Origin of the sequence: Kitasatospora sp. NPDC051853, from assembly GCF_044452665.1 — a bacterium.
Classification (GTDB): domain Bacteria; phylum Actinomycetota; class Actinomycetes; order Streptomycetales; family Streptomycetaceae; genus Kitasatospora.
The window spans coordinates 422,577-441,718 of the sequence record NZ_JBITBY010000009.1 but is presented as its reverse complement, the minus strand read 5'-3'; the positions used below and the strand labels follow the sequence as shown (position 1 = coordinate 441,718).

The window sequence follows — 19,142 nt, the reverse complement described above, 5'->3', positions numbered from 1 at the left end:
GGGGCCGTCACCGCCCAGGGGAGCGCCCTCCTGAGGCGACCTCCGGGTCCGGGCGGCAGCCGCCCCATCACGGGCAACCGTGACGGCCCGGCCACGGAACGCCGACACCCTGCCCGGCCATCTCGAGCAGCAGGCCAAGGCGAGCCTCGCCGAGCTGCGGGCACACCGCGACCAGCCGCTGGGCGTCATCAACCAGGAGCAGACCGAGTCCGCCCGCTACCACCGCAAGCCGCCGACCCAGCAGAAACGGATCGAGGTGCTGCTCGGCGAACTCTCCGAGCCCAGGCTCCAGATGGCCGCCACCGGCGGCGCCCCGGCCGCCCCCGCCCCCGAGCGTCGGCTCCTGGGCGGCACTGCCGACCTGATCCCGCCCGCCTTCGCCTGGTCCGCCCACGTGACCATCCTGCGCAAGGCCGCAGCCGTCCACACCCCGACCGCGGAGTGCAACCCCCACACCTGGGAGTTCCTCACCGGCCAGGTCACCATCACCGACGGCCCGGACGCACACTTCACCACCCCCGACGACCGCCTGCGCGGGCGCGAGCGGGAACGCCCCGCCCCCGAGAAACCCTTCACCACCGAGCTGCCCGGACGCTCCGCCGTCGCCCTCCTCAACGCCCTCCACCGCGTCGCCCACCGCGGCGTCGACCAGCCCCACGACATCGAGACCTGGCCCCTGGCCATCACCGCCTACGAGCGGATCGCCGCCGTGGTGGCCACCGCCGCACCCCGCGACGGCAACAGCCAGCCCGGCTTCGACAACAACCCCCACGCCGTCCTCGACGACCGCACCACCAACTGACCCGCCCTCAGGCCCACCCCACAGCCGGCCGGCACCGGGGGGCGCAGCTCCCGTCCCACTCCCTCCGTCACCGCAGGGGTCCGGCAGTTCAGATGACGCAGCGTCAGCGGCGAGCCGGGCCTGGGTGGACGTCGATCTGCGGGCCGCTGCCCTTCGCGGAGGCGAGGACGTCGTCGAAGTGCAGCTCGTAGACCGTGGTGCAGTCGGCGGCACGTCGGGATGGAAAGTCCTAGATGCTCTGCGGCGCACCGTAGTTGACGGTCAGCTCCGCGGCATAGGCGTCCGGGACAGCCCGATCGCGGAAGACCTGCGGCAGCCAGGACGCCAGTGCGCCGACCACGTCGACGCACGGCCCGTACCGGAGGCGCCAATCACGCCGAGCGGTCTCGTCCGGGAAACCTCGGACGACGGTGACCTCCGGGTCCCGTTCGCCCCAACAGCCCCAACGGCCGGAGGGCCCGGTCAGCGCGACGGTCCGCGCCGCGATGGTGATCGACTCCAGGGGCTCCCGGCCCGAGTCGAACCCGACCTCCGCCCAGTAGTCGTCCGGAGTGGCCTCGACGGACAACGACCGTACCGGTCCGGCGATGCCGTCCGCCTCGACCACGAGCAGGTCGATCCGCCGGTCGCCGTGCAACCTGGCCAGCGCGGCGAGCGCCGGCCAGGCGTCCGGTGTGAGCAGCAGGTCGAACTCGCAGAACACCGCCTCGTCGGCGAGTTCCCGGAAGACCTGCGCGGGCAACCTGGCGTCGAGGTCGAAGACGGCGGCGGCGTGGGCGCGGACATCGTCCGGGGTCGAGGCCATGAAGCGGGGTCCTGGTCCCCGGTCCGGTCCGGGGGCGGCGTGAACGGTCACCGTGCGAGCGTACTCACGCCGTGGCGCCACCGTCCTGCTTCCCTCCCCGAGGCCCTGACCGCACTCCACCGCCGCTCCGGTCCCCGTGAAACCCCGGGCGCCTTGTAGCAAGGGGTACCGTTCGCTACGTTGGGAGCATGAAGCAACTCAACGTGCGGCTGGACGACGGGGTGCACGAGGCACTGGAGCAGCGGGCCGAGGCGGCGGGGATGACCCTCCCCGACTACGCCCGCAAGGTGCTGGCCGAGGAGGCGGACGAGCGGCGGGAGCGCTTCCTCACCGCCGCCGCGCACTTCGCCCAGGCCTGGGGCCCGGCCTTCGAGGCCGAGTTCGGACCGTACCCGGCGGGGAAGCGGACCGGGACGGCGGACGCGGCGTGATCCTCCGCGTGGACCGGGCGTGGCTGCTCGACATCGCCCACCAGTTCCTGCCCACCGATCCCGACGTCACCGACTACGGCACCCTCGCCGCCGCCGTCGCCCGCCACGTGGACGAGGTGATGGACGTCCCGGTCTACGGCGCCGCCAACCAGCGCGCCGCCGCCCTGATGCACCAACTGATCCGCGTCCCCGCCCTGGAGTTCGCCAACGAGCACTTCGCCGCCGTGGTCGCCGCCTCCTACCTCGCCGCCTCCGGCGTGATCGTCACCGCCGAACCCAAGCAGGCCGTCGAACTCGCCGCCCGCATCCGCGACGGCCAGGCCGACGTCCGCGAGACCGCCACCGCCATCCGGACCTGGTACCGCTAGGTCTGGCGGTCCCCGTGGCCGACCTGGCCCGGCCCGTCACGGTGCGTCAGTCGGTCGGTCCCAGCCGGACCAGCACGCCTTCCGTCCGGCCGGTCGCCTGCTGCCAGTGCCGCAGCAGGACGCCGAGACGGTCCTGGAACTCCTGCTTGGTGTGGCCGCCCGGGGCCTCCAGCAGACCCGGCAGCCGCACGGGGGCCGCATCCGCGAGCAGGATCCGGGCCTCCACCCAACTGCCGCCGTACCGCCGGGCCCTGCGGCGGACCTCGATCCGGGTGATCCGCTCCCAGGGCACCGTCCGACGCCCCGTCAGCGAGGTCAGCACCAGCCCGGCGGGGGTGAGGGTGGTGCTGCCCCAGCCCTGCTCGACGTGCGTCGCGAGCACGACCAGGAGCAGCACGCCGACGGCGGCACCGACCACTGCGCCGTTCCCGCCCGCGTCGCGCAGCACCGCCATGGTGGCGACGCCGCCGAAGAGCAGCACCATCCCCGCCATCCGCCGCTTCGTCCTGCCCCTGCCCGCCGGGCCGATCTCGATCCGTGTCTCTTCCACGGGCGGGATCGTAATGCCACCCCACCGCTCGGAGCCGACCGGGCGGCCAGCCCCTCGGCCCCACAGGCGAACGGCCAGGAGACGAAGCTTCCCCGCTCCACCGGATCGAGCCCGCCGCCGCTGTGTCGGCGAAGGTGAACGGGGACCCTTCGAGACGTCAGCTCCGGCGGGTGCTCGGGCCGTTGAGCCGTCCGACGGAGCGGTTCCGGCCTCGGCGCGGAAGTACTCGCTGTCCCACTGGGCGGGCGTCTCCCGGTCCAGGAGGTCCGACCGGGGCGTGGCGCGGAAGCGCCGCAGGCAGATCGCTTGGGGCCTCAGGGGCCCGGCGCTGGTGGTGTGGTCGGAGGACGACGGCCGCGGCTGGTACCAGGGCGCGGGCCAGCCGGGCGCGGGCCGGACCGGACCGGACCGCGGTGACCTCCGAGACGGAGGTCTCGGTCTTCACTCTCGACCCGGCCACCGGCCGCCCCGGCACTCCGGTGGTGACGCGCGGCTCCTGACTCCTCCGCCCGGCCTGCGGGGCTTGCACCGGCGCCGCAGGCCGGGCCCCGCGTTGGCGCTCCGCTCCGGATCGGCCGTGGCCGGACGGCACCGGTCCGGGATTCCCGGCCGGGGTCAGGGATGGCCGTCAGTCCTCGGCCCTGGGCCGCCAGTCGGCGGCCCACGCGTCGAGCTGGGCGAGACGTTCGAGAAGGGTCCGGCCCTGTCCGGTGAGCAGGTAGCCTTCGCCGGCGTGCTCGACGAGGTCGGCCTGTCCGAGATCACGAAGCCGGTCCGCCAGGACGCTTGAGGAGATGCCGTCGCATCGCTGCTGGAGCTGCCGGAACGTCGGCGTCGAGTCGTCCCGCAGCTCCCACAGGACGCGCAGCACCCAGCGCCGGCCCAGGAGGTCGAGCAGCGCCATGATCGGGCGCCCCGTCTGTGAGCCGCGGACCCGTCGGCCCGGAAGAGGTGTCGGTCGCGCCATCTGCATCCCCTGATTGCTTCTTTTTCCGAAGCACCGATGTTAGCGTGCCGCCATGCCTCTGAAATCGAAGCGCCCGCGGATCGAACCCCTCTCGCCGCCGTACGACGAGGAAGCCGGCGCAGCCCTCGGGCTCCTCGGGCATCAGCCCATCCAGCTGTTCCGGGTGTGGGCGCGGCGGCCCGAGCTCGCCCGCTCCATCGCGGGCTGGGGAAGCTACTACTTCTCCCGGCGCTCCGCTCTCACCCTCCGTCAGCGCGAGCTGGTCATCGACCGGACGACCGCGCTCTGCGGCGCCGACTACGAGTGGGCCATGCACGTCGCGGGCTTCGCCGAGAAGGCGGGATTCGACGCCGCGCAGCTCGCGTCCCTCGCGGCCGGAAGGCCGGCGGACGACTGCTGGGACGCAACCGACCGCGCGGTGCTCGAAGCTGTCGACGAGCTCCACACGACCTTCGACCTCTCCGACGACACCTGGGCGAACCTGGTCGCCGTCGCCGATGAGGACGCCGCCCTCGAGCTGGTCCTGGTCTGCGGTTGGTACCACGCCGTCTCGTTCGCCGTCAGGGCGCTCCGCCTGCCTCTCGAACCCGGCACCAAGCCGATCGCCGCACTGTGATCCGGCGCCGGCCTTGAAGCCGTCGAGGGCGGGCGAGCGGGCGGGGAGCAGGATCGGCGCCTTGACGAACCGGTGGACGCCGTCGACCAGGGCATGGCGATCGGTCCGCCCCCATCCGCGTACGGACACCGCGCCAGACCCGTCAGGAACTTCGCAAAGGTTCACCCTGACGGGCCGAAGCCAGTGGGCGTCGATCGGAACTCACCACGCCGGCGGCAAGCCGGAGTGCGTGCCGACGGTTCACCGGAGCGCGGTGCCGAGGTTCGCCGGGGCAGGTGCGTCCGCCCGTGCCCGCCCCCAGACCTCCGCTGCCGTCTCGGCCCAGGCCGTCGCCTGGGCACGGCCCGCGCGGGCCGCGGCGGCGCGGCGGGTGTGGTCGAGCATGTTGCGGCCGAAGGCCTTGCGGGCGGCGCGGTCCGGTGTCAGAACGGCCACCAGGGCGCCGGCCGCCGCGAGTTCGGCTCCCTGGTCGCGGGCGTCCGGGTGCGGGCCGACGGCCTTGGGGATCGGGGCGAGGGCGATGACCCGGTGGTGGCCGCGGGCGAGGTGGACGTTGGCCGTGGAGCGGCTTCCACCGTCCATCCACTGACGTCCCGTCAACGGCAGCGGCGGCCAGACCACCGGCACCGCGCAGCTCGCCGCGACCGCCTCGGGCAGCGTCACGCCGGACGCGGCGTCGAAGACCTCCAGGTCACCGCTGTGCGCGTCGACCGCGGTCAGCCGCAGGTCCCGTTCGGGCCAGGCGGCCGTCCCTTCGAGGAGGGTGCCGACCGCTTCGAGGACCGCGGCCGGGGGCACCGTGCGGGAGGCGAGTGCGGCGCGGCCCAGGCGTCGGACCGAGCGCCGGGGGTCCCGCGAGCCGAGCGCGGCCCACAGGAACCGGGCCGTCTGACCCGCCGTCACCTTGACGTCGAGGACCGGGGCGCCGTCCAACTGGCCTTCGTACAGCTCCTCGACGCTCACCCCGGAGGCGAGCCGGGCCCCGATGATCGACCCGGCGGAGGTGCCGATGACCGTGTCGGCGGCCGTGAGATCGATGCCCGCCTCCACCAGGCCCGCGAGCATGCCGATCTCCCAGGCACCGCCGATGATGCCGCCACCGCCCAGCACGAGAGCGCGCTCCGCCATGACCGTTCCCCCTCGGACTCCGCGAACCCTGAAACGGGGACAGATCCCCGATATGCGGGAACCCTACCAGTGATACCGGGGATTGCTCCCCGCTTCAGCTCACCGAGGCACCCTGGGCCAGTGCCAGACCCGCTGCCGCGAGGAAGTCCTCCAGGCCGATGACACCGCCGTCGCTCCCGTCGTCCCATGCGACCAGGAGCCCCGAGCGGCCCTCGCTCCAGGACTCCGGGGTGTCGTCGTCGAGGTCCGGTCCGGGATGCCATTCGACCGTGCCCTCACCGTGCCGGTAGCGGAGGTACAGGTACTGGCCGGCGGCCGTCCAGGCATCCCACTGCGACGGGAAGGCGGCAGACGTCTGCACGACCCGCACCAGCTTCCGGTCCTCGTCCGCATCCGTATCCATCCGAGGATGGTGGCGCAGTACCGGACCCCCGGCAAACGACTTCCGGCCGCCGCCACCGGACGGTGCGTCAGGCGTCCTCGCCGGTCGAGCAGAGCAGGACCCGCCCGTCCACCGTGCCGAGGACCGGCTCCCCGTCGACGGAGACCACCAGCGAGAGGACGACGGTCGGCGTCCCGTCCACCGCGTCGAGGGCGGCCAACTCGCCGGAGGTGAAGGCCGCGTAGACCGTGCGGCCGTCGGTGTCGAGGACAGTGACCGTGATCGCCTACGCCGTAGTACAGTCCCGCGCATGATCAACCAGGGGCGGATGACGGTGAAGCGCCGTAGACGGATCACATGGGGGGCTCAGGGGTCTGGCACTGATGGCGCCGCTGGTGATCGAGTTCGAGGTCCACACCGTGTGGTCACAAGTCGGCTGCGCGGCGGGCCTGGTGACCAGGTGGAGGTACTGACCGGCAGCGGCTGGTACGACGGCACCGTCTGGTCCGGGCCGGACCGGACCACGGTGACCACGGACCGCGAGGTCTCGGTGGTCACCCTCGACCCGGCCACCGGCCGCCCCTCGGGACCGGTGGTGACGCGCCGTCAGGGCGTGTTCAGGTCCGTGGACGCAGGTTTCATGTCGTGGGGATGGAGTGAGGAGGCGCGGTGACCGGCTTCGTTTTCATCGATCAGGAGGCCCCTGACCACCTTCGGGAGGCGGGGCCCGGGTCCCGGGTGACACTGCCGTCGTTCGAGCCCCCGTGGCTCGTGGTGGATCACTCCCTGGAGCGTGTACTGGTGACCCGCTGGCCGGGGCGTCTGTTCCGGGCGGAGGTCGTACCCCCGGTGACGGACGAGGAACGGGCCGCGGTGGCACGGGCCGCCGAGAACCTGCGCCCCGACGCCGGATACACCCGCGCCGTCTCCATCGACCTCCTGGAGGAACTCCCTCCCTCGCTGCTCTTCGGCCCGCACGGGGATGCCGTGTGCCGGGTGCTCGAGGCCGGATGCGCCCTGGGCACGGAGGACGCGCACCGGCTCGCGTCCGCCCGCCGTCCTGCGGCCGACCGCACCTACAGCACAGCGTGGGACCGCTGGCTCGTCGACCAGCCCGCAGGTGCCTCCTACCAGGGCCAGGGGCACGCGCGGGTGGTGGCGGTTCCCGGAGCGGGGCCGTCCCCGTCGCCGATCGGACGCGGGTTCTCCGTGCTGGCCGGCGCGGTCCGCAGGAGCGCCCGGCTCCGGGGCGGCGCAGGCGCGTACGGCACCGACGAGGACGGCGACGAGGTGCTGCTGGCGCCGTGGCCCACGGCCCTCGGCGCCCTCCTCGACGCGGCGATGGCCTTCGGCGCGCCGCATCTGGTGGACGGTCAGGCCGCAGCGGTGCTCACCACTGCCTGGAAGGCGGTGTTCGGATCCCCGACGGACCCACTATCGAGCACGCCGCGAACACGGTGACTGGCACGCCGTCGCCCAACGCCACCTCTTCAACCAGCTGCTCGGACAACTCCACCGCTGCCTCCAGCACCACGAGCGGTTCAACGAGAACACCGCCTTCCCCACAGCCACCCCGGCGGAAGACGCCGTTGCCGCTTGACCTGGCGAATCCGGCTCTGGACGCTTAGTCCCGTACGGAGAGCGGACCGCGCAGCTCGACCCGCAGGCGGATCGAAAGGTCGAGCGGGAGTCCCAATTGGGCGTATCGAAGGTCCTCGGCCCGGTCGGCGATCAGGTCGAGGTCGCGCAGCTGGCGGCGGAGTTCCGCGAGCAGGTCCGGGACCACTGCGTCCTCCATGTCCGGAAGCGGCGCACCGTCGTAGATGTGTGCCGCGAGCTGCTCGGTCGTGGGCGACTCGATACGCCGGTGAACGACGTCCACCGCGCGGCGGCTGGCCCAGACGGCGAACTCCGCGATTCCGTACAGGTAGGTGTTCGCGGCGAACAGCACGCTCGCGGCTGCGTCCTCGTTGGCGTCGTCCGGACCGTCCTGGCCGTCGTTGTGGCAGTACTCGCTGAGCATGAACTCGGCCACCGCCCGGGTGACGCTCTCGAAGGCCGTCGTGTCGCCCAACGCGCCCTCCCAGACGGAGTTCAGCAGCGGACGCAGGCTCAAGGTGAAGGGCGCCTGCTCGTGCCCGGGCAGCTCCTCGTGCGCGCCCAGCAGCCGCTCCGCGACACCGGCCGCGAACACCGTGCACTCACTCGACGACGCGGCCGCCAGCCGCTTGGCCACCACCTCCGAGAGGTCCTGCCACGTTTCCATCCGAACCACCCGAGTCGAGGTACGGCGCACTCCTGCCCGCCGGGGCGATCATCACATTCACCACCGTCAAGGCGTCATCCGCACCCCGTACTCTCGCCCCGCTTGACGCCTGACCACGTGCGGTGTCTCGCAGCGGCGGACGCCGAGGACGACATCGGCTGGGCGGTCTCGGTGGACTCCACCATCTGCCGGGCCCACCGACACGCCGCCGGCGCTCGCAAAGGGTGACAGCGGCCGGAGCGAGCACGCCGACCATGCACTCGGGCGCTCACGCGGCGGCCTGGGCACGAAGGTGCACCTCGCCAGCGACTCCAACACCCGACCGCTGGCAATCGTGCTCACCGCGGGACAGGCCGGCGACGTGCCTGCGCTCACCGCGGTCGTGGCCACCATCCGCGTCCCACGCGCGATCCGCACCCACCTGAGGCAACGGCACGTCAGGGCGGTGATCCCACAACCCGCCGACCAGGCCTGACGCCGCCTCAGACGTGGCGCGGCCTGGCCATGCGGTGCGACGAACTCGCCATCGCCCACCAAGCCGCACTCCACCTCGCTGCCGTCCTCATCCGGGCCCGGCGGCGAAGCACCCACTACCGCAGGTCGGTACTGGGCCGACGGCGCCAGTCCCATCCCGGATGCTGGTCCAGCAGGGCGACGAACTCGTGCGCCGGCAGGATCTCGTGGTGGTTGGTATCGATGAGACCGTCGAAACCGTCGAGAACGCGACGGAGAAAGGCCCGGGCTGCCTCCATGGACTCGCACGAGACGTAGACCCCGTACGGCTCGCCGATCTGCGACCTCACCTCTTCGAGCTCGTCCGGTTCGTAGTCCGCCAGGACCCTGCCCGAGAGGTCGAGGCGGTACGAGTACCCGTGCCAGTGGAGCCGCTCGCCACCCGTCGCGGCGTTCGGCACGAGATCGAAGGAACGGATCAGCTCCTCAAGCAACGGGCGTCGCTCCACAGGAGCAAGCACGATCACGGACGGCCAGGACACAAGGCTCCACCTCCGCAGTGACCATAGCCGAGCGGCTTCCTCCGGTCGCCTGACTTCCTGGCCGGCGGTGCTGCCGGGCACCGGCGCAGCACCGAAGAGGCACGCTCTAGCCGGCCTCGCCGACCGAGCAGTCGAGGATCCGGCCGTCCACCGTGCCGAGCAGCAGCCGTCCCGGGGCGGCCGCCGTGAGCGAGAGGGCGACGGTCGGGGTGCCGTCGACCTCCAGCGGGATCCGCCAGCGCACCGTACCGTCCACCGCGTCGAGGGCGGCCAACTCGCCGGAGGTGAAGGCGGCGTAGACCGTGCGGCCGTCGGTGTCGAGGGCGGTGACGGGGTGGTCGGCGGTGAGGAGCCACTGCGGCGCGCCGTCCGGGAAGCTGCGCCGGGCGACGAAGACGTGCCCCGGCATCAGGCCGTGACCGTGGTGGACCCGGCCGGCGTGGACGAGGGCCTCGCCGCCGGTGGAGAGGCGGACGGCGGGGCCGCCGAAGAGGTGGCCCTTGCGGTCGGTGTCCCACTCCAGGGGGAAGAGCTCGTGGACCTCGCCGCGGCCGGTTTCTGTGGCTGGGGTGAGGGAGACGAGCCGCTTGTCCTTCCAGGGCTTCTTCCGCTTGCCCTGGAGGAAGAGCAGCTCGGGGCTGCGCCGCACGTCGAGGTGGTGGTTGAAGGGGTCGTAGCCGCCGACGGTCGGACCGGTGACGACCCGCCCCTCCGGGGAGACCAGCACCAGCGCGGACTTGGACTTCTCGACCCGGGTGTCGCGCAGCGCCACCCACCCCCGGGTGTCGGCCGTCATCGAGGCCGGGAAGGGGACCTCCGCCGTTCCGACGAGGCTGCCGTCGGCCAGCGAGCGCAGCTCGACCGTGCCGGCGACGTCCTCCCACTCCGAGCCCGTCCAGCGGGTCGGCCGGGGCACGTGGACCCACGCGGCGGTCGCGTCGGGGAGGACGGACAGCTGCCGCCCGCCGTCCGCGTCCGGCAGCGACCAGCCGGGCTCGCCGTCGGGCAGCCAGCACTCCAGTGCGGTGCCCTCCAGTGCGGCCAGCACCCGCCCGTCGGCCAGCGCCTCGACCGCCCACACCTGGCGGCGCGGTGACCATCCGTCGGCGAGGCCGGCCAGCAGGGCCCGCGCGGCCTTCTTCGCCGCGCCCCGGCCGCGCTTCGCCTTGGCCGACGGCCCGGTCAGCTCGCGGGAGGTGACGCTCCGGCCGGTGACGGTGCGCCAGTCCTCCCGCTCGACCAGCACCTCGAACCCCCGGCTGAACGGCTTCTCCGCGGAGTCCTCGTCCGGCGGGGCCAGCAGCAGTCCGAGCGCGCGGCCGTCCTCGCGCCAGCTCACCTGCCGGACCTCGCGGTGGTGCTCCAGTGCGGAGACCACGGTGCCGTCCGTCAGGTCGACGAGCAGCAGCTCGCCCTCGAACATGTAGCCGCCGTCGTACGCGCCGGTGCCGACCGCCAGCAGCGGCAGGGTCGGGTGGAAGGCGAGCGAGCGCACCGGCCAGTGGCTGCTGACGAGGTGTCGGCAGCCCAGGTCCCCGGTCCCGTACACGGCGACGCGGTGGCCGTCCCAGCCCTGGACCTGGCGCCCGGGCCAGGACAGGTCGCCCAGGCTGCCGCCGACCGCGACCTCTCCCCGTGCCTCGTTCCGCACGGCCACCACGGGCTTGCCGATCTCGGCGAAGGGGTGGTCGCCGAGCACGCGGCGCACGGACAGGGGTGCGGGCAGGGGTGCGGACAGGGTGGTGGTCATCGGTCGGTCCTCCAGGCGGGTGAACCGGCATCCTCGCATCCCCTCCCACCTGCGGACCAACGGAAATCCGCCCCTGATCCGCCGTCAGGCGGGCCCGCCCGCGCGGAGGAGGGCGAGGCCGATCTCCGGGCCGAGGCCCTGGGCGTAGGCGAGGTGGATGAGCACCTCGGCCAGCGGCTCCAGGTAGCGGGCGGTGGCGAGCGGGCCGGCGTCGACCGCGTCGAAGCCCAGTTCGGTGCCGAGGGCGGCGACGGTCCTGACGGCCTCCCGGTCGTCCCCGGCGAGCAGCAGGAGCAGCGGGCGGCCCTCGTAGGCGCCGGCGGCCGTGGCGGCGGCCAGCACCGTGTTGAAGCCCTTGACCACCCGGGCGCCGGGCAGTGCACCGGCGACCAGTTCGCCGCCGGAGGTGCTGTGACCGACCGTCAGGGAGAGGAAGTCGGGGCTGAGCGGGTTGGTGGCGTCCACCACGATCCGCCCGGCCAGGGCGGCCCGGACCTCGGGGGCCAGGGTTGCGGTGAAGGGGACGGCCAGGAAGGTGACCTCGGCCTCGGCCGCCTGCCGGGCCGCGTCGGCGACGGGGGTGGCGGTGTTCGAGGTGGTGACCTGGTGCCCGGCGCCGGTGAGGCGTCCGGCCAGGGCGGAACCGGCGTTGCCGGTGCCGATGACGTTGATCCGCAAGACGGTCCCTCCTGAACGGTCGTGGACGCGGGGCGGCGCGGGTGGCTGCGCGAGCAGGTGCACGGCCCCGGCCCCGGTGCCGATCAAGCTACCGAGCACCGGGGCCGCAGGCCGTCCCGCGCCGCCCCCGTCCGCCGTACCGTCAGGTCCGGGCGGCGACTCGGGCAGGTGCGGTGCGGCGGTGCCTGAGGTTGACCGCGGCCGCCCGGGCCAGCACCGCCGGGTTGAGGAAGCGCAGCGGGCCGATCAGCCGGGAGGCGAAGAGGTGCATGTGCCGGGCGATCGCCGCGTCCCGGGCGGCGGCGGAGAAGACCAGCCGCTCCCCCGGGTTGAACGGGCGGGCCTTGGCGTAGTCGGCGGCCAGCTGCTGGTGGCCCGTCAGGCTGCGGCGGTGGCGCCGGGCGTAGGCGGCGAGCGGCTTCGCCAGGTCGCCGTGCCCGGCCAGCGCGGGGCCGACCGCTTCGGCCAGCCATTGGGCGGACTGCAGCGCCCAGGCGCAGCCGACGCCCCAGAGCGGGTCGGGGGTCAGGGCGGCGTCGCCGATGAGCGCGAGGCCGGGGGCGGCCGGGCGGCGGCTCTGCAGGGGGTAGTTGACGGTGCCGATGAGCTTGGAGATCCGCCGGGCGCCGTCGACGGGCGGGGCCTCGGGCAGGGCGCGGACGAACTCCAGGAAGCTGCCCTCCGGGTCCTCCCGGAAGGCGGCCAGGTGCTTCTTCTTCTCCACCAGCACGGCGAGCACCGTGACGCCGTCCTCGTTGGGGAAGGCGTAGGCCATGTCGGGCTCCAGGAACCAGGTCTGGCCGATCCCCCCGGCCAGCGGCAGGTCGCGGTACTGCGCGAGGTAGCCGAAGCGGCCGTTCTCGTACTGCTTGGTGGCGATGCCGGCCTGCTTGGCCACCGCCGAGTCTCGCCCGTCGGCACCGACCACGAGGCGGGCCCGCAGCTCCCGCTCCCCCTCGTGGGTGCCCACCCGGACGCCCACCGTCCGGCCGCCCTCCTGGAGCAGTCCGGTGACCTGGTGGCCGAGCAGCAGCTCCACCCCGGGGGTCGCGGCGGCCCGGGAGCGGATCAGCGGGTCGAGCTTGCTGCGCCGGATGTTGTAGGCGTACGGCAGGGCCGGGCCGCCGGGTGCGGGCTTCGGCTCGATCCAGCCCCAACGGGTCCACCAGCGCGCGTCGTTGTGCAGGGCGTCGGCCGCCTCGATGGCCTCCGTCAGGCCGAGCTCCACCAGCACCGGGTAGGCGCTGGCCACCAGCGAGTGGGTGCAGAGCACCTTGTACGCCTGCGGGTCGGAGCGGCGCTCCAGCAGCGCGACCCGGACGCCCTGGCGGGCGAGCAGGATCGCGGCGGCGCAGCCGGCCAGGCTGGCCCCGCTGATCACGACGTCGTACTGCTGCTTCTGCCGGTGCTGCCGGCCGTTCCCCGTGCTCCCGGACTGTGCCATGGCCGTCCGCCCCCTTCGGTGCCGCTCCTCCCACCGGTCGATTACCGGCGAGTACACATCAGCACCCCTGAGCTGACACCCTGTCAAGAGCGCCCCACGATCCCGGCACCGCCCTCCCCCGCCCGTGCCAGCACCAGCAGTTCCCCGTCCCCCGCCCCGACCGGCTCCCCGCCCCAACCCCCGTGCACCCGCTCGACGGTGAACCCCGCCGCCGCCAGCCCCTCCCGCAGTTCCCGCTCCTCCCGGAAGCGGAGGGTCGCGGTGCTCAGCAGCTCCCCGTGGTCAGGGAAGAGGTAGTGGTGGGTGAAGGCGACCACCCCGCCCCGCACCGAGGTCACTTCGGTCCAGGCGGTCACCACCCGGCCGTCCGGCAGCTCGGTGCGGCGGCGGGTCCCGGCCGGGTTCCACCGCTCCCAGCGCCGGTCCGCCGGGTCCCGGCTGTCGAAGAGCAGCCGGCCACCGGGCACCAGTGCCCGGCGCAGGTCGGCCAGGGTGCGCCGCCACGGCCCGTCCTCGACGAGGAACTGGGCGACGTGGCTGGTCATCAGGGCGAGGTCGAAGGCGGCCTCGGGCAGGTCGGCGGAGGTCCCCTCCACCCACTGCACCCGCTCCGCTCCCGGCTTGGCCCGGGCCGCGCCGAGCGAGGCGGCGGCCGGGTCGACGCCGGTGACGGAGTGTCCGGCGGCCGCCAGACCGAGGGCGAGGCGGCCGGTGCCGCAGCCGAGGTCCAGGACACGGGCGCCCGGGGTCTCGGCCGCGACGGCGGCGAAGTAGTCGTCCTCGCGCGTCCACGGGCACTCGGCGTCGTAGACGGGGACCAGACGGGGGTCGCGGAACTCTCCCTGCAGCACGGGCCGGATGCTAGCCACCCGCCCCCGGCCCGTTCCATCGAATTGACGGGTGCTCAACTCCGCTGCCTCGCCGGGGTGGTGACGGGGCGACGCTCGGTGAGGAGGAGGACGGCGGTGAGGAGCACGACGAGGGCGGTGAGGCCGTGGACGGTCAGGGCGGTGGTGGTGTCGCCGTGGCGGGCGAGGATCAGGGACATGTCGCCGACCGGGATGGTGGTGGTCACGAGCATCACCCATCCGAGGGCGCGGCGCTGGCCGGTGAGCAGGAGGGCCAGCAGGACCAGGGCGAGGGCGACGTCGCGGATGCCCTTGACCACGAGGAAGCCGGTGCCCTGGTCGGTGGGCCAGTCGGGCAGGCCGAAGCCCGAGGCCATGGTCTGGGAGCCGAGGACGAAGCCGGTGCCGAACCAGAGGACGAATCCGGCGCCGAGGAGGACGAGGACGGTGGCGAGGTGCTTCTTCATGACGGGGGTCTCCTTCGGTGGTGGTGAGGGGGAAGAGGGGTCAGCCGCGGACGCGGCGGGTGGTGCGGGCGTAGAGCGGGCGGCCGACGGTGTGCCACAGGAGGCGGCCGGGGAGCGGGAGGCCGGCCAGGACGGCGGAGCGTTCGGCGGGGTCGGCCTCCTCCAGGACCAGGCCGAGGAAGAGCAGCAGCTTCGGCTTGGGCGTCGCGGCCACGAAGTGCTCGCCGAGCCTGTTCCACTCGGCGACGGTGAGGTGCCGTGCGGCCAGCGGGAGGAGTTCCGCCTCCTCGTCGTCCAGGTGCTCCACCAGGACGGCCCGGTGCTCGGCGAGCACGGCCGCCAGCCGGTCGCGCTCGGCCTCGCCCGCCGTCGACTCCCAGGCGGGCAGGGCGGCTTCGGCCGCGGCCAGGGTGCCGGCCACCCGCTCGTGCTGGGCCTCCATCCGCAGGACCACCTCGGCCTCCAGGTCGACCCGGCCGAGCAGCACCGGCCACAGGTGCTCGTCCTCGCCGTGGTGGTGGTTGTGCAGGCCGAGCCGGTAGTCACGGAAGTGGGCGGCCAGCACGGCGGCCCGCGCGGTGTCGCCGGGGGCGACGGCGGCGACGAGTTCGGCGAGCAGCCGGGCCTCGCGGCGCAGGCCCCGGTGGATGACCACCATGCCGTGGGTGTCGGGGCGGGGACCGCCGTCGGTGTCGCTCGGGGCAGTGCTCGTGGTGTTGCTCTCGGTCTTCATGGTGGAGAGCTTGGCCGGGCCCTCCTGGAAGCGGTTTGGAGACGGCTTGGAACCCCTCCGGCCCGTGGGCGGGGCGGCACCTGACGGACCGTGAGGCGGCCCGCCTATGATGGCGCCCGACATGGTGCGGATATCGGTGCTCGGCTCCCTGACGGCCGAACGGGACGGCGGCCCCCTGGCTCTCGGCGGGCGGCGGCAGCGGTCGGTGCTGGCCCTGCTGGTGGCCTCGCGGGGCCGGGTGGTCTCGGTCGACCGGATGGTCGAGGAGCTCTGGCAGGACGCCGCCCCGGCCCAGGCGGTGACCTCCCTCCAGTCGTACGTCTCCAACCTGCGCCGCCTGCTGGAGCCCGGCCGTGCCCCGCGGACGCCCGCCCGGCTGCTGGTCAGCGCCGCCCCCGGCTACGCGCTGCGGCTGGACGGGGCGGCGGTGGACTCCTGGCGGTTCGAGCAGCTGGTGACCCTGGCCGCGTCCGCGCCGCCGGCCCGGGCCCTCCCCCTGCTCACCGAGGCGCTGGGCCTCTGGCAGGGCCCGGCCTACGCCGAGTTCGCGGACGAGCCGTGGGCCCGTGACGAGATCGCCCGCCTCGGCGAACTCCGCTTCCACGCACGGGAGTCGGCCGTCTCGGCCCGGCTCGGCACGGCCGGCCCGGCCACCGCCGTCCCGGAGGCCGAGCTGCTCACCCGGGACGCTCCGCTCCGCGAGGAGGGCTGGCGGCTGCACGCGCTGGCCCTCTGGGCGGCGGGCCGCCAGGCGGACGCCCTGGCCACCCTGCGGCGGGCGCGGGCGGTGCTGGCGGAGGAGACGGGCCTCGACCCGGGCCCGGCGCTCGCCTCGCTGGAGGCGGCCGTGCTGTCGGGCCGTACGGAGCTGCTCGCCGAACTCCTCGGCACCCGACCGCCCGCCGCCGCAAGCCCGTTGACGCATCCGCCGGCTCCCTCCGACCCCACCCCGTTCGTCGGCCGCGCCGCCGAACTGGAGCGGCTCGGCTCCGCCGCCGCACGGGCGGCCTCCACCGGGCCCGCCTTCGTCCTGGTCACCGGCGAGGCCGGGCTCGGCAAGTCCGCGCTGCTCGCCCGTTTCTCCGAGCGGCTCGGCGCCGAAGGGTGGTTGGTGGTCTCCGGGCAGGCCGAGGACTCCGCCGGGGCGCCGCCCGCCTGGGTGTGGGTACAGGCCCTGCGGGAGCTGGCGCGCACCGCACCGCCCCCGCCCGCGCAGGCCGCCGTCCTGGCACCGCTGCTCTCCGACGGCTCCCCCGCCACCGACGACGCCCCCACCGCGGACCGCCCCACTGCGGACGGCCTCACCACGGACGGCTCCCCCGCCGTGCCGGCCGATCCGGGTGACGGGGCCGCCGCCCGCTTCCGCCTGCACCGCGCCGTCCACGCCTGGCTGGCCGAAGCCCCGGCGGACGCCGGACGCCCAGTGGCCCTGGTCCTGGACGACCTGCACTGGGCCGACGGCGAGAGCGCCGCGCTGCTCGGTGCCGCTGCCGAACTCCCCTCCGGCACAAGGCTCCTGATCGTCTGCGCGTACCGGGCGCAGGAGTCCCCGCCCCTCCTCACCGAGGCGCTGGCCCGCCTCGCCCGCCGCGAACCGCTCCGCCTGCCCCTGGCCGGGCTGACCCCGTCCGCGGTCGCCGAACTGCTCGGTGCCCTCGGCGCCCTCGACATCTCCGGCCACCGCCCGGCCCCGAGCCCGCAGACCGTCGCCGCGCTCACCGAGCGCACCGGCGGCAACCCGTTCCACTTGCGCGAGAGTGCACGGCTGCTCGCCTCCACCGGGGAGGAGGCGGCGCTGACCGAGGTCCCGGAGGGCGTCCGGGACGTGGTGCGGCGCCGGTTCGCCCGGCTGCCGGAGCCGGCGGTGGCCGTACTCCGGCTGGCCGCCCTGGTGGGCGCCGAGGCCGAGGTCGAACTGCTGGTGGTGGCCGCGGAGACCGGGGAGGAGGAGGTGCTGGGCGCCCTGGAGGCCGGGGTGGTGGCGGGTCTGCTGGAGGAGCCGGTGCCGGGGCGGGTGCGGTTCGTCCACGCGCTGGTGCGGGAGACCCTGCTGGCGGACCTGACGGCCCTTCGGGCCCGCCGGATGCACGGGCGGATCGCCGAGGGGCTGGAGCGGCTCGGCTCCACCGACGTGACCGCCCTGGCCCACCACTTCGCCTCGGCCGCCTCCTCCGCCACCGCCCGACGGGCGGTCCACCACGGCCTGCTCGCGGCCGAGTTGGCCGGCCGCCGGCACGCCCACGACACCGCCGCCGCCCTGCTGAGCACCGCCCTCGCCGCCTTCGACCGCGTCCCGGACGCCGCCCCGGCCGAACGCGTCGACCTGCTCGGCCGCCTCCTCCGCGCCCAGGTCCGCGCCGGCGCCGTCATGGACGCCCGCGCCACCCGGCAGCTCGCCGTCGACTCCGCGCTGGGCGACCGCCCGCTCCTCACCGCCGCGCTCACCGCCTGGACGGTCCCGACACCGTGGCAGATCCGGCCGTACGGGGAGCTCGACCAGCCCCTGATCGCCCTGCTCGCCGCCGAGTCGGCCCGGCCCGGGCACTCCGACGCGGTCCGGTGCGAGCTCCTGCTCGCCTACTGCGCCGAACTCTCCGACCTCCAGGACCCGCGGGCCCGCACCGCCGCCGAACAGGCCCTGGCCCTCGCCGCCTCCGCCACCCCCACCGATCCGGTCCGCCACGGGCGCGCCCTCGCCGCGCTCCTGCGCGAACTCGACTCCGACCGGGAGCGGGACCTGCTCGCGCTCCGCGGCGCCGAGCTGGCCGGGCTCGCGCTCGCCCACGACCTGCCGGGGCTGCGGTGGTTCGGCCTCTTCTCCGGCGCCTCGGCCCAGCTCACCGCCTCGGCGGCCGACCGGCTGCTGGACGAGGCGGCGGAGGTCGCGCAGGCCTACCGTCTGCCGCAGGCCCTGATGGTGGGACGGACGGCGCTGGCCGTCCGGGCGGTGCTCGCGGGGCGGGCGGAGGAGGCCGAGCGGCTGTACGCGGAGGCCGCCGCCGGGATGGCCGCCCAGGGCTCCCCGCACGCGGAGGGCTTCCACCTCATCGCCCTCGCCACCCTCCGCACCCGCCAGGGCCGGCTTCCCGAACTCCTGCCCCGGCTGGCACACTTGGCCGCCCGGTACCCACCGGCCCGCGACCTCCTCGCCGCTGCCCTCTGCGCCGCCGGCCGCCACGACGAGGCCCGCACCGTCCTCGCCGAGGCCGGCCCGCTCCCCACCGACTTCTTCCTCAAGCTCTACGCCACCTTCCGCGCCACCACCGTCCTCGCCCTCCGGGACCGCACCGCCGCCGCCGACCTCTACGCCACCCTCCTCCCCCACCACGCCGCCCCACCGCCGACCGCCGGCTACACCGTCGCCATCCGCCCCGTCGCCGCCACCCTCGCCGACCTGGCCGCCTTCCTCGGCGACACCGAGGCCGCCGACGCCCACCGCCTGGCGGCCGCCGCCATCACCACCGACTGGGAGGTCCACCGATGACCGTGCACCGCCGTACCCTCCACCTCGACCCCGCCGCCCCCTTCGGCGTCCGCCCCGACGCGGACGGCGACTGGTCCTTCCTCTGCCGCGAGCGCCACCTCCCTTCCCTGCTCGCCTACTCCGAGGAGGACGGCTTCCTGCTCCTCGCCGCCGACCTCCCCGAGGGCACCGCCCCGCCCGCCACCCCCGTCGTCCACACCTCCCTCCCCGCTCCCGACCACGCCGAGCTCCTCGGCCTCCCGCCCACCGTCCCCGTCACCCACATCGACCTCACCGCCGACGGCTCGGGCGTCCGCATCGTCGCCCCCGCCCACCTCTGGGACCTCGCCCCGTCCTGACCGGCCGTCCTGACGGGCCGTCCTGACGCCCCGTCCTGACGGACCGTCCTGGCCGGCCGGTTCTGACGGACCGTCCGAACCGGCCTGTAC

The 19,142-nt window shown here is 74.5% G+C and carries 22 protein-coding genes and 2 pseudogenes; 10 read left to right on the top strand and 14 right to left on the bottom strand.

The window, feature by feature from the left end; all coding sequences use genetic code 11:
• The first annotated feature begins 79 nt into the window (after window positions 1-79).
• Window positions 80-802, top strand: a complete 723-nt coding sequence (locus tag ACIA8O_RS26850; protein WP_396296540.1) for a hypothetical protein — start codon at window positions 80-82, stop codon at window positions 800-802.
• Window positions 803-1,031: 229 nt separating this feature from the next.
• Here ACIA8O_RS26850 and ACIA8O_RS26845 read toward each other — a convergent pair whose 3' ends face one another.
• Window positions 1,032-1,607, bottom strand: coding sequence for a hypothetical protein (locus tag ACIA8O_RS26845; RefSeq protein WP_396296539.1), 576 nt, complete (start codon window positions 1,605-1,607; stop codon window positions 1,032-1,034).
• Between the two features lie 188 nt (window positions 1,608-1,795).
• Between ACIA8O_RS26845 and ACIA8O_RS26840 the strand changes: the two genes are divergently transcribed.
• Together ACIA8O_RS26840 and ACIA8O_RS26835 are read left to right on the top strand one after the other, a co-directional pair.
• Entirely contained in the window at window positions 1,796-2,038 is a 243-nt protein-coding gene (locus tag ACIA8O_RS26840) for a hypothetical protein (protein WP_396296538.1), read from the top strand.
• Window positions 2,035-2,406 (top strand): fic family toxin-antitoxin system, toxin component, encoded by a 372-nt coding sequence (locus ACIA8O_RS26835; protein ID WP_396296537.1) that lies wholly within the window; start codon window positions 2,035-2,037, stop codon window positions 2,404-2,406. The genes ACIA8O_RS26840 and ACIA8O_RS26835 overlap by 4 nt, the downstream gene beginning before the upstream one ends.
• A gap of 46 nt (window positions 2,407-2,452) precedes the next feature.
• Here ACIA8O_RS26835 and ACIA8O_RS26830 read toward each other — a convergent pair whose 3' ends face one another.
• Complete coding sequence (locus ACIA8O_RS26830) at window positions 2,453-2,956, bottom strand: PH domain-containing protein (protein WP_396296536.1); 504 nt, start codon at window positions 2,954-2,956, stop codon at window positions 2,453-2,455.
• 628 nt (window positions 2,957-3,584) lie between these two features.
• Window positions 3,585-3,860: a winged helix-turn-helix transcriptional regulator gene (locus ACIA8O_RS26825; RefSeq protein ID WP_396296535.1), complete on the bottom strand. Its 276-nt coding sequence runs from the start codon at window positions 3,858-3,860 to the stop codon at window positions 3,585-3,587.
• A 115-nt stretch (window positions 3,861-3,975) separates the two neighbouring features.
• On the opposite strand from ACIA8O_RS26825, the gene ACIA8O_RS26820 reads away from it, so the two are divergent.
• Window positions 3,976-4,539 carry a carboxymuconolactone decarboxylase family protein gene (locus ACIA8O_RS26820; RefSeq protein WP_396296534.1) on the top strand — a complete coding sequence of 188 codons (564 nt, stop codon included), beginning with the start codon at window positions 3,976-3,978 and terminating at the stop codon, window positions 4,537-4,539.
• A gap of 240 nt (window positions 4,540-4,779) precedes the next feature.
• Here ACIA8O_RS26820 and ACIA8O_RS26815 read toward each other — a convergent pair whose 3' ends face one another.
• From ACIA8O_RS26815 to ACIA8O_RS26805, 3 genes are all read right to left on the bottom strand, one after another.
• A complete protein-coding gene (locus ACIA8O_RS26815; protein WP_396296533.1) occupies window positions 4,780-5,667 on the bottom strand; it encodes a patatin-like phospholipase family protein in 888 nt (295 codons plus the stop codon).
• A 94-nt stretch (window positions 5,668-5,761) separates the two neighbouring features.
• Window positions 5,762-6,070 (bottom strand): hypothetical protein, encoded by a 309-nt coding sequence (locus tag ACIA8O_RS26810; protein ID WP_396296532.1) that lies wholly within the window; start codon window positions 6,068-6,070, stop codon window positions 5,762-5,764.
• Window positions 6,071-6,137: 67 nt separating this feature from the next.
• On the bottom strand, window positions 6,138-6,269 hold the full coding sequence (locus tag ACIA8O_RS26805; protein WP_396296531.1) for a hypothetical protein: 132 nt from the start codon (window positions 6,267-6,269) through the stop codon (window positions 6,138-6,140).
• 240 nt (window positions 6,270-6,509) lie between these two features.
• Between ACIA8O_RS26805 and ACIA8O_RS26800 the strand changes: the two genes are divergently transcribed.
• From ACIA8O_RS26800 to ACIA8O_RS26790, 3 genes and pseudogenes are all read left to right on the top strand, one after another.
• Window positions 6,510-6,722, top strand: a complete 213-nt coding sequence (locus ACIA8O_RS26800; RefSeq protein ID WP_396296530.1) for a hypothetical protein — start codon at window positions 6,510-6,512, stop codon at window positions 6,720-6,722.
• A gap of 176 nt (window positions 6,723-6,898) precedes the next feature.
• The gene (locus tag ACIA8O_RS26795; protein ID WP_396296587.1) at window positions 6,899-7,510 is read left to right on the top strand and encodes a hypothetical protein; all 612 of its coding nucleotides are present in this window, start codon (window positions 6,899-6,901) and stop codon (window positions 7,508-7,510) included.
• Window positions 7,458-7,649 (top strand): annotated as a pseudogene (locus ACIA8O_RS26790) (IS110 family transposase); the annotation flags it as partial. The gene ACIA8O_RS26795 and the pseudogene ACIA8O_RS26790, both read left to right, overlap by 53 nt.
• 24 nt (window positions 7,650-7,673) lie before the next feature.
• On the opposite strand, the gene ACIA8O_RS26785 reads toward ACIA8O_RS26790, so the two are convergent.
• Window positions 7,674-8,315 (bottom strand): hypothetical protein, encoded by a 642-nt coding sequence (locus tag ACIA8O_RS26785; RefSeq protein ID WP_396296529.1) that lies wholly within the window; start codon window positions 8,313-8,315, stop codon window positions 7,674-7,676.
• A 126-nt stretch (window positions 8,316-8,441) separates the two neighbouring features.
• On the opposite strand from ACIA8O_RS26785, the pseudogene ACIA8O_RS26780 reads away from it, so the two are divergent.
• Window positions 8,442-8,897, top strand: a pseudogene (locus ACIA8O_RS26780) (transposase); the annotation flags it as partial.
• An 8-nt stretch (window positions 8,898-8,905) separates the two neighbouring features.
• Here the strand turns inward: ACIA8O_RS26780 and ACIA8O_RS26775 are convergent.
• From ACIA8O_RS26775 to ACIA8O_RS26745, 7 genes are all read right to left on the bottom strand, one after another.
• Complete coding sequence (locus ACIA8O_RS26775) at window positions 8,906-9,295, bottom strand: hypothetical protein (protein ID WP_396296528.1); 390 nt, start codon at window positions 9,293-9,295, stop codon at window positions 8,906-8,908.
• 121 nt (window positions 9,296-9,416) lie between these two features.
• A complete protein-coding gene (locus ACIA8O_RS26770; protein ID WP_396296527.1) occupies window positions 9,417-11,060 on the bottom strand; it encodes a hypothetical protein in 1,644 nt (547 codons plus the stop codon).
• An 84-nt stretch (window positions 11,061-11,144) separates the two neighbouring features.
• Entirely contained in the window at window positions 11,145-11,738 is a 594-nt protein-coding gene (locus ACIA8O_RS26765) for an NADPH-dependent F420 reductase (protein WP_396296526.1), read from the bottom strand.
• A gap of 142 nt (window positions 11,739-11,880) precedes the next feature.
• Entirely contained in the window at window positions 11,881-13,182 is a 1,302-nt protein-coding gene (locus ACIA8O_RS26760) for an NAD(P)/FAD-dependent oxidoreductase (RefSeq protein WP_396296525.1), read from the bottom strand.
• 83 nt (window positions 13,183-13,265) lie between these two features.
• Window positions 13,266-14,033 carry a class I SAM-dependent methyltransferase gene (locus ACIA8O_RS26755; protein WP_396296524.1) on the bottom strand — a complete coding sequence of 256 codons (768 nt, stop codon included), beginning with the start codon at window positions 14,031-14,033 and terminating at the stop codon, window positions 13,266-13,268.
• A gap of 53 nt (window positions 14,034-14,086) precedes the next feature.
• Window positions 14,087-14,497 (bottom strand): DUF4267 domain-containing protein, encoded by a 411-nt coding sequence (locus tag ACIA8O_RS26750; RefSeq protein WP_396296523.1) that lies wholly within the window; start codon window positions 14,495-14,497, stop codon window positions 14,087-14,089.
• Between the two features lie 40 nt (window positions 14,498-14,537).
• Window positions 14,538-15,230 (bottom strand): hemerythrin domain-containing protein, encoded by a 693-nt coding sequence (locus ACIA8O_RS26745; RefSeq protein ID WP_396296522.1) that lies wholly within the window; start codon window positions 15,228-15,230, stop codon window positions 14,538-14,540.
• A 121-nt stretch (window positions 15,231-15,351) separates the two neighbouring features.
• On the opposite strand from ACIA8O_RS26745, the gene ACIA8O_RS26740 reads away from it, so the two are divergent.
• Window positions 15,352-18,714, top strand: coding sequence for a BTAD domain-containing putative transcriptional regulator (locus ACIA8O_RS26740; RefSeq protein WP_396296521.1), 3,363 nt, complete (start codon window positions 15,352-15,354; stop codon window positions 18,712-18,714).
• Complete coding sequence (locus tag ACIA8O_RS26735; RefSeq protein ID WP_396296520.1) at window positions 18,711-19,052, top strand: hypothetical protein; 342 nt, start codon at window positions 18,711-18,713, stop codon at window positions 19,050-19,052. The genes ACIA8O_RS26740 and ACIA8O_RS26735 overlap by 4 nt, the downstream gene beginning before the upstream one ends.
• Window positions 19,053-19,142 lie beyond the last annotated feature (90 nt).

Coding starts and splice junctions, on each gene's coding strand:
- ACIA8O_RS26815 (WP_396296533.1), bottom strand. CDS start 5,667: ATGGCGGAGCGCGCTCTCGTGCTGGGCGGTGGCGGCATCATCGGCGGT.
- ACIA8O_RS26810 (WP_396296532.1), bottom strand. CDS start 6,070: ATGGATACGGATGCGGACGAGGACCGGAAGCTGGTGCGGGTCGTGCAG.
- ACIA8O_RS26750 (WP_396296523.1), bottom strand. CDS start 14,497: ATGAAGAAGCACCTCGCCACCGTCCTCGTCCTCCTCGGCGCCGGATTC.
- ACIA8O_RS26760 (WP_396296525.1), bottom strand. CDS start 13,182: ATGGCACAGTCCGGGAGCACGGGGAACGGCCGGCAGCACCGGCAGAAG.
- ACIA8O_RS26770 (WP_396296527.1), bottom strand. CDS start 11,060: ATGACCACCACCCTGTCCGCACCCCTGCCCGCACCCCTGTCCGTGCGC.
- ACIA8O_RS26820 (WP_396296534.1), top strand. CDS start 3,976: ATGCCTCTGAAATCGAAGCGCCCGCGGATCGAACCCCTCTCGCCGCCG.
- ACIA8O_RS26735 (WP_396296520.1), top strand. CDS start 18,711: ATGACCGTGCACCGCCGTACCCTCCACCTCGACCCCGCCGCCCCCTTC.
- ACIA8O_RS26740 (WP_396296521.1), top strand. CDS start 15,352: ATGGTGCGGATATCGGTGCTCGGCTCCCTGACGGCCGAACGGGACGGC.
- ACIA8O_RS26785 (WP_396296529.1), bottom strand. CDS start 8,315: ATGGAAACGTGGCAGGACCTCTCGGAGGTGGTGGCCAAGCGGCTGGCG.
- ACIA8O_RS26840 (WP_396296538.1), top strand. CDS start 1,796: ATGAAGCAACTCAACGTGCGGCTGGACGACGGGGTGCACGAGGCACTG.
- ACIA8O_RS26825 (WP_396296535.1), bottom strand. CDS start 3,860: ATGGCGCTGCTCGACCTCCTGGGCCGGCGCTGGGTGCTGCGCGTCCTG.
- ACIA8O_RS26745 (WP_396296522.1), bottom strand. CDS start 15,230: ATGAAGACCGAGAGCAACACCACGAGCACTGCCCCGAGCGACACCGAC.
- ACIA8O_RS26845 (WP_396296539.1), bottom strand. CDS start 1,607: ATGGCCTCGACCCCGGACGATGTCCGCGCCCACGCCGCCGCCGTCTTC.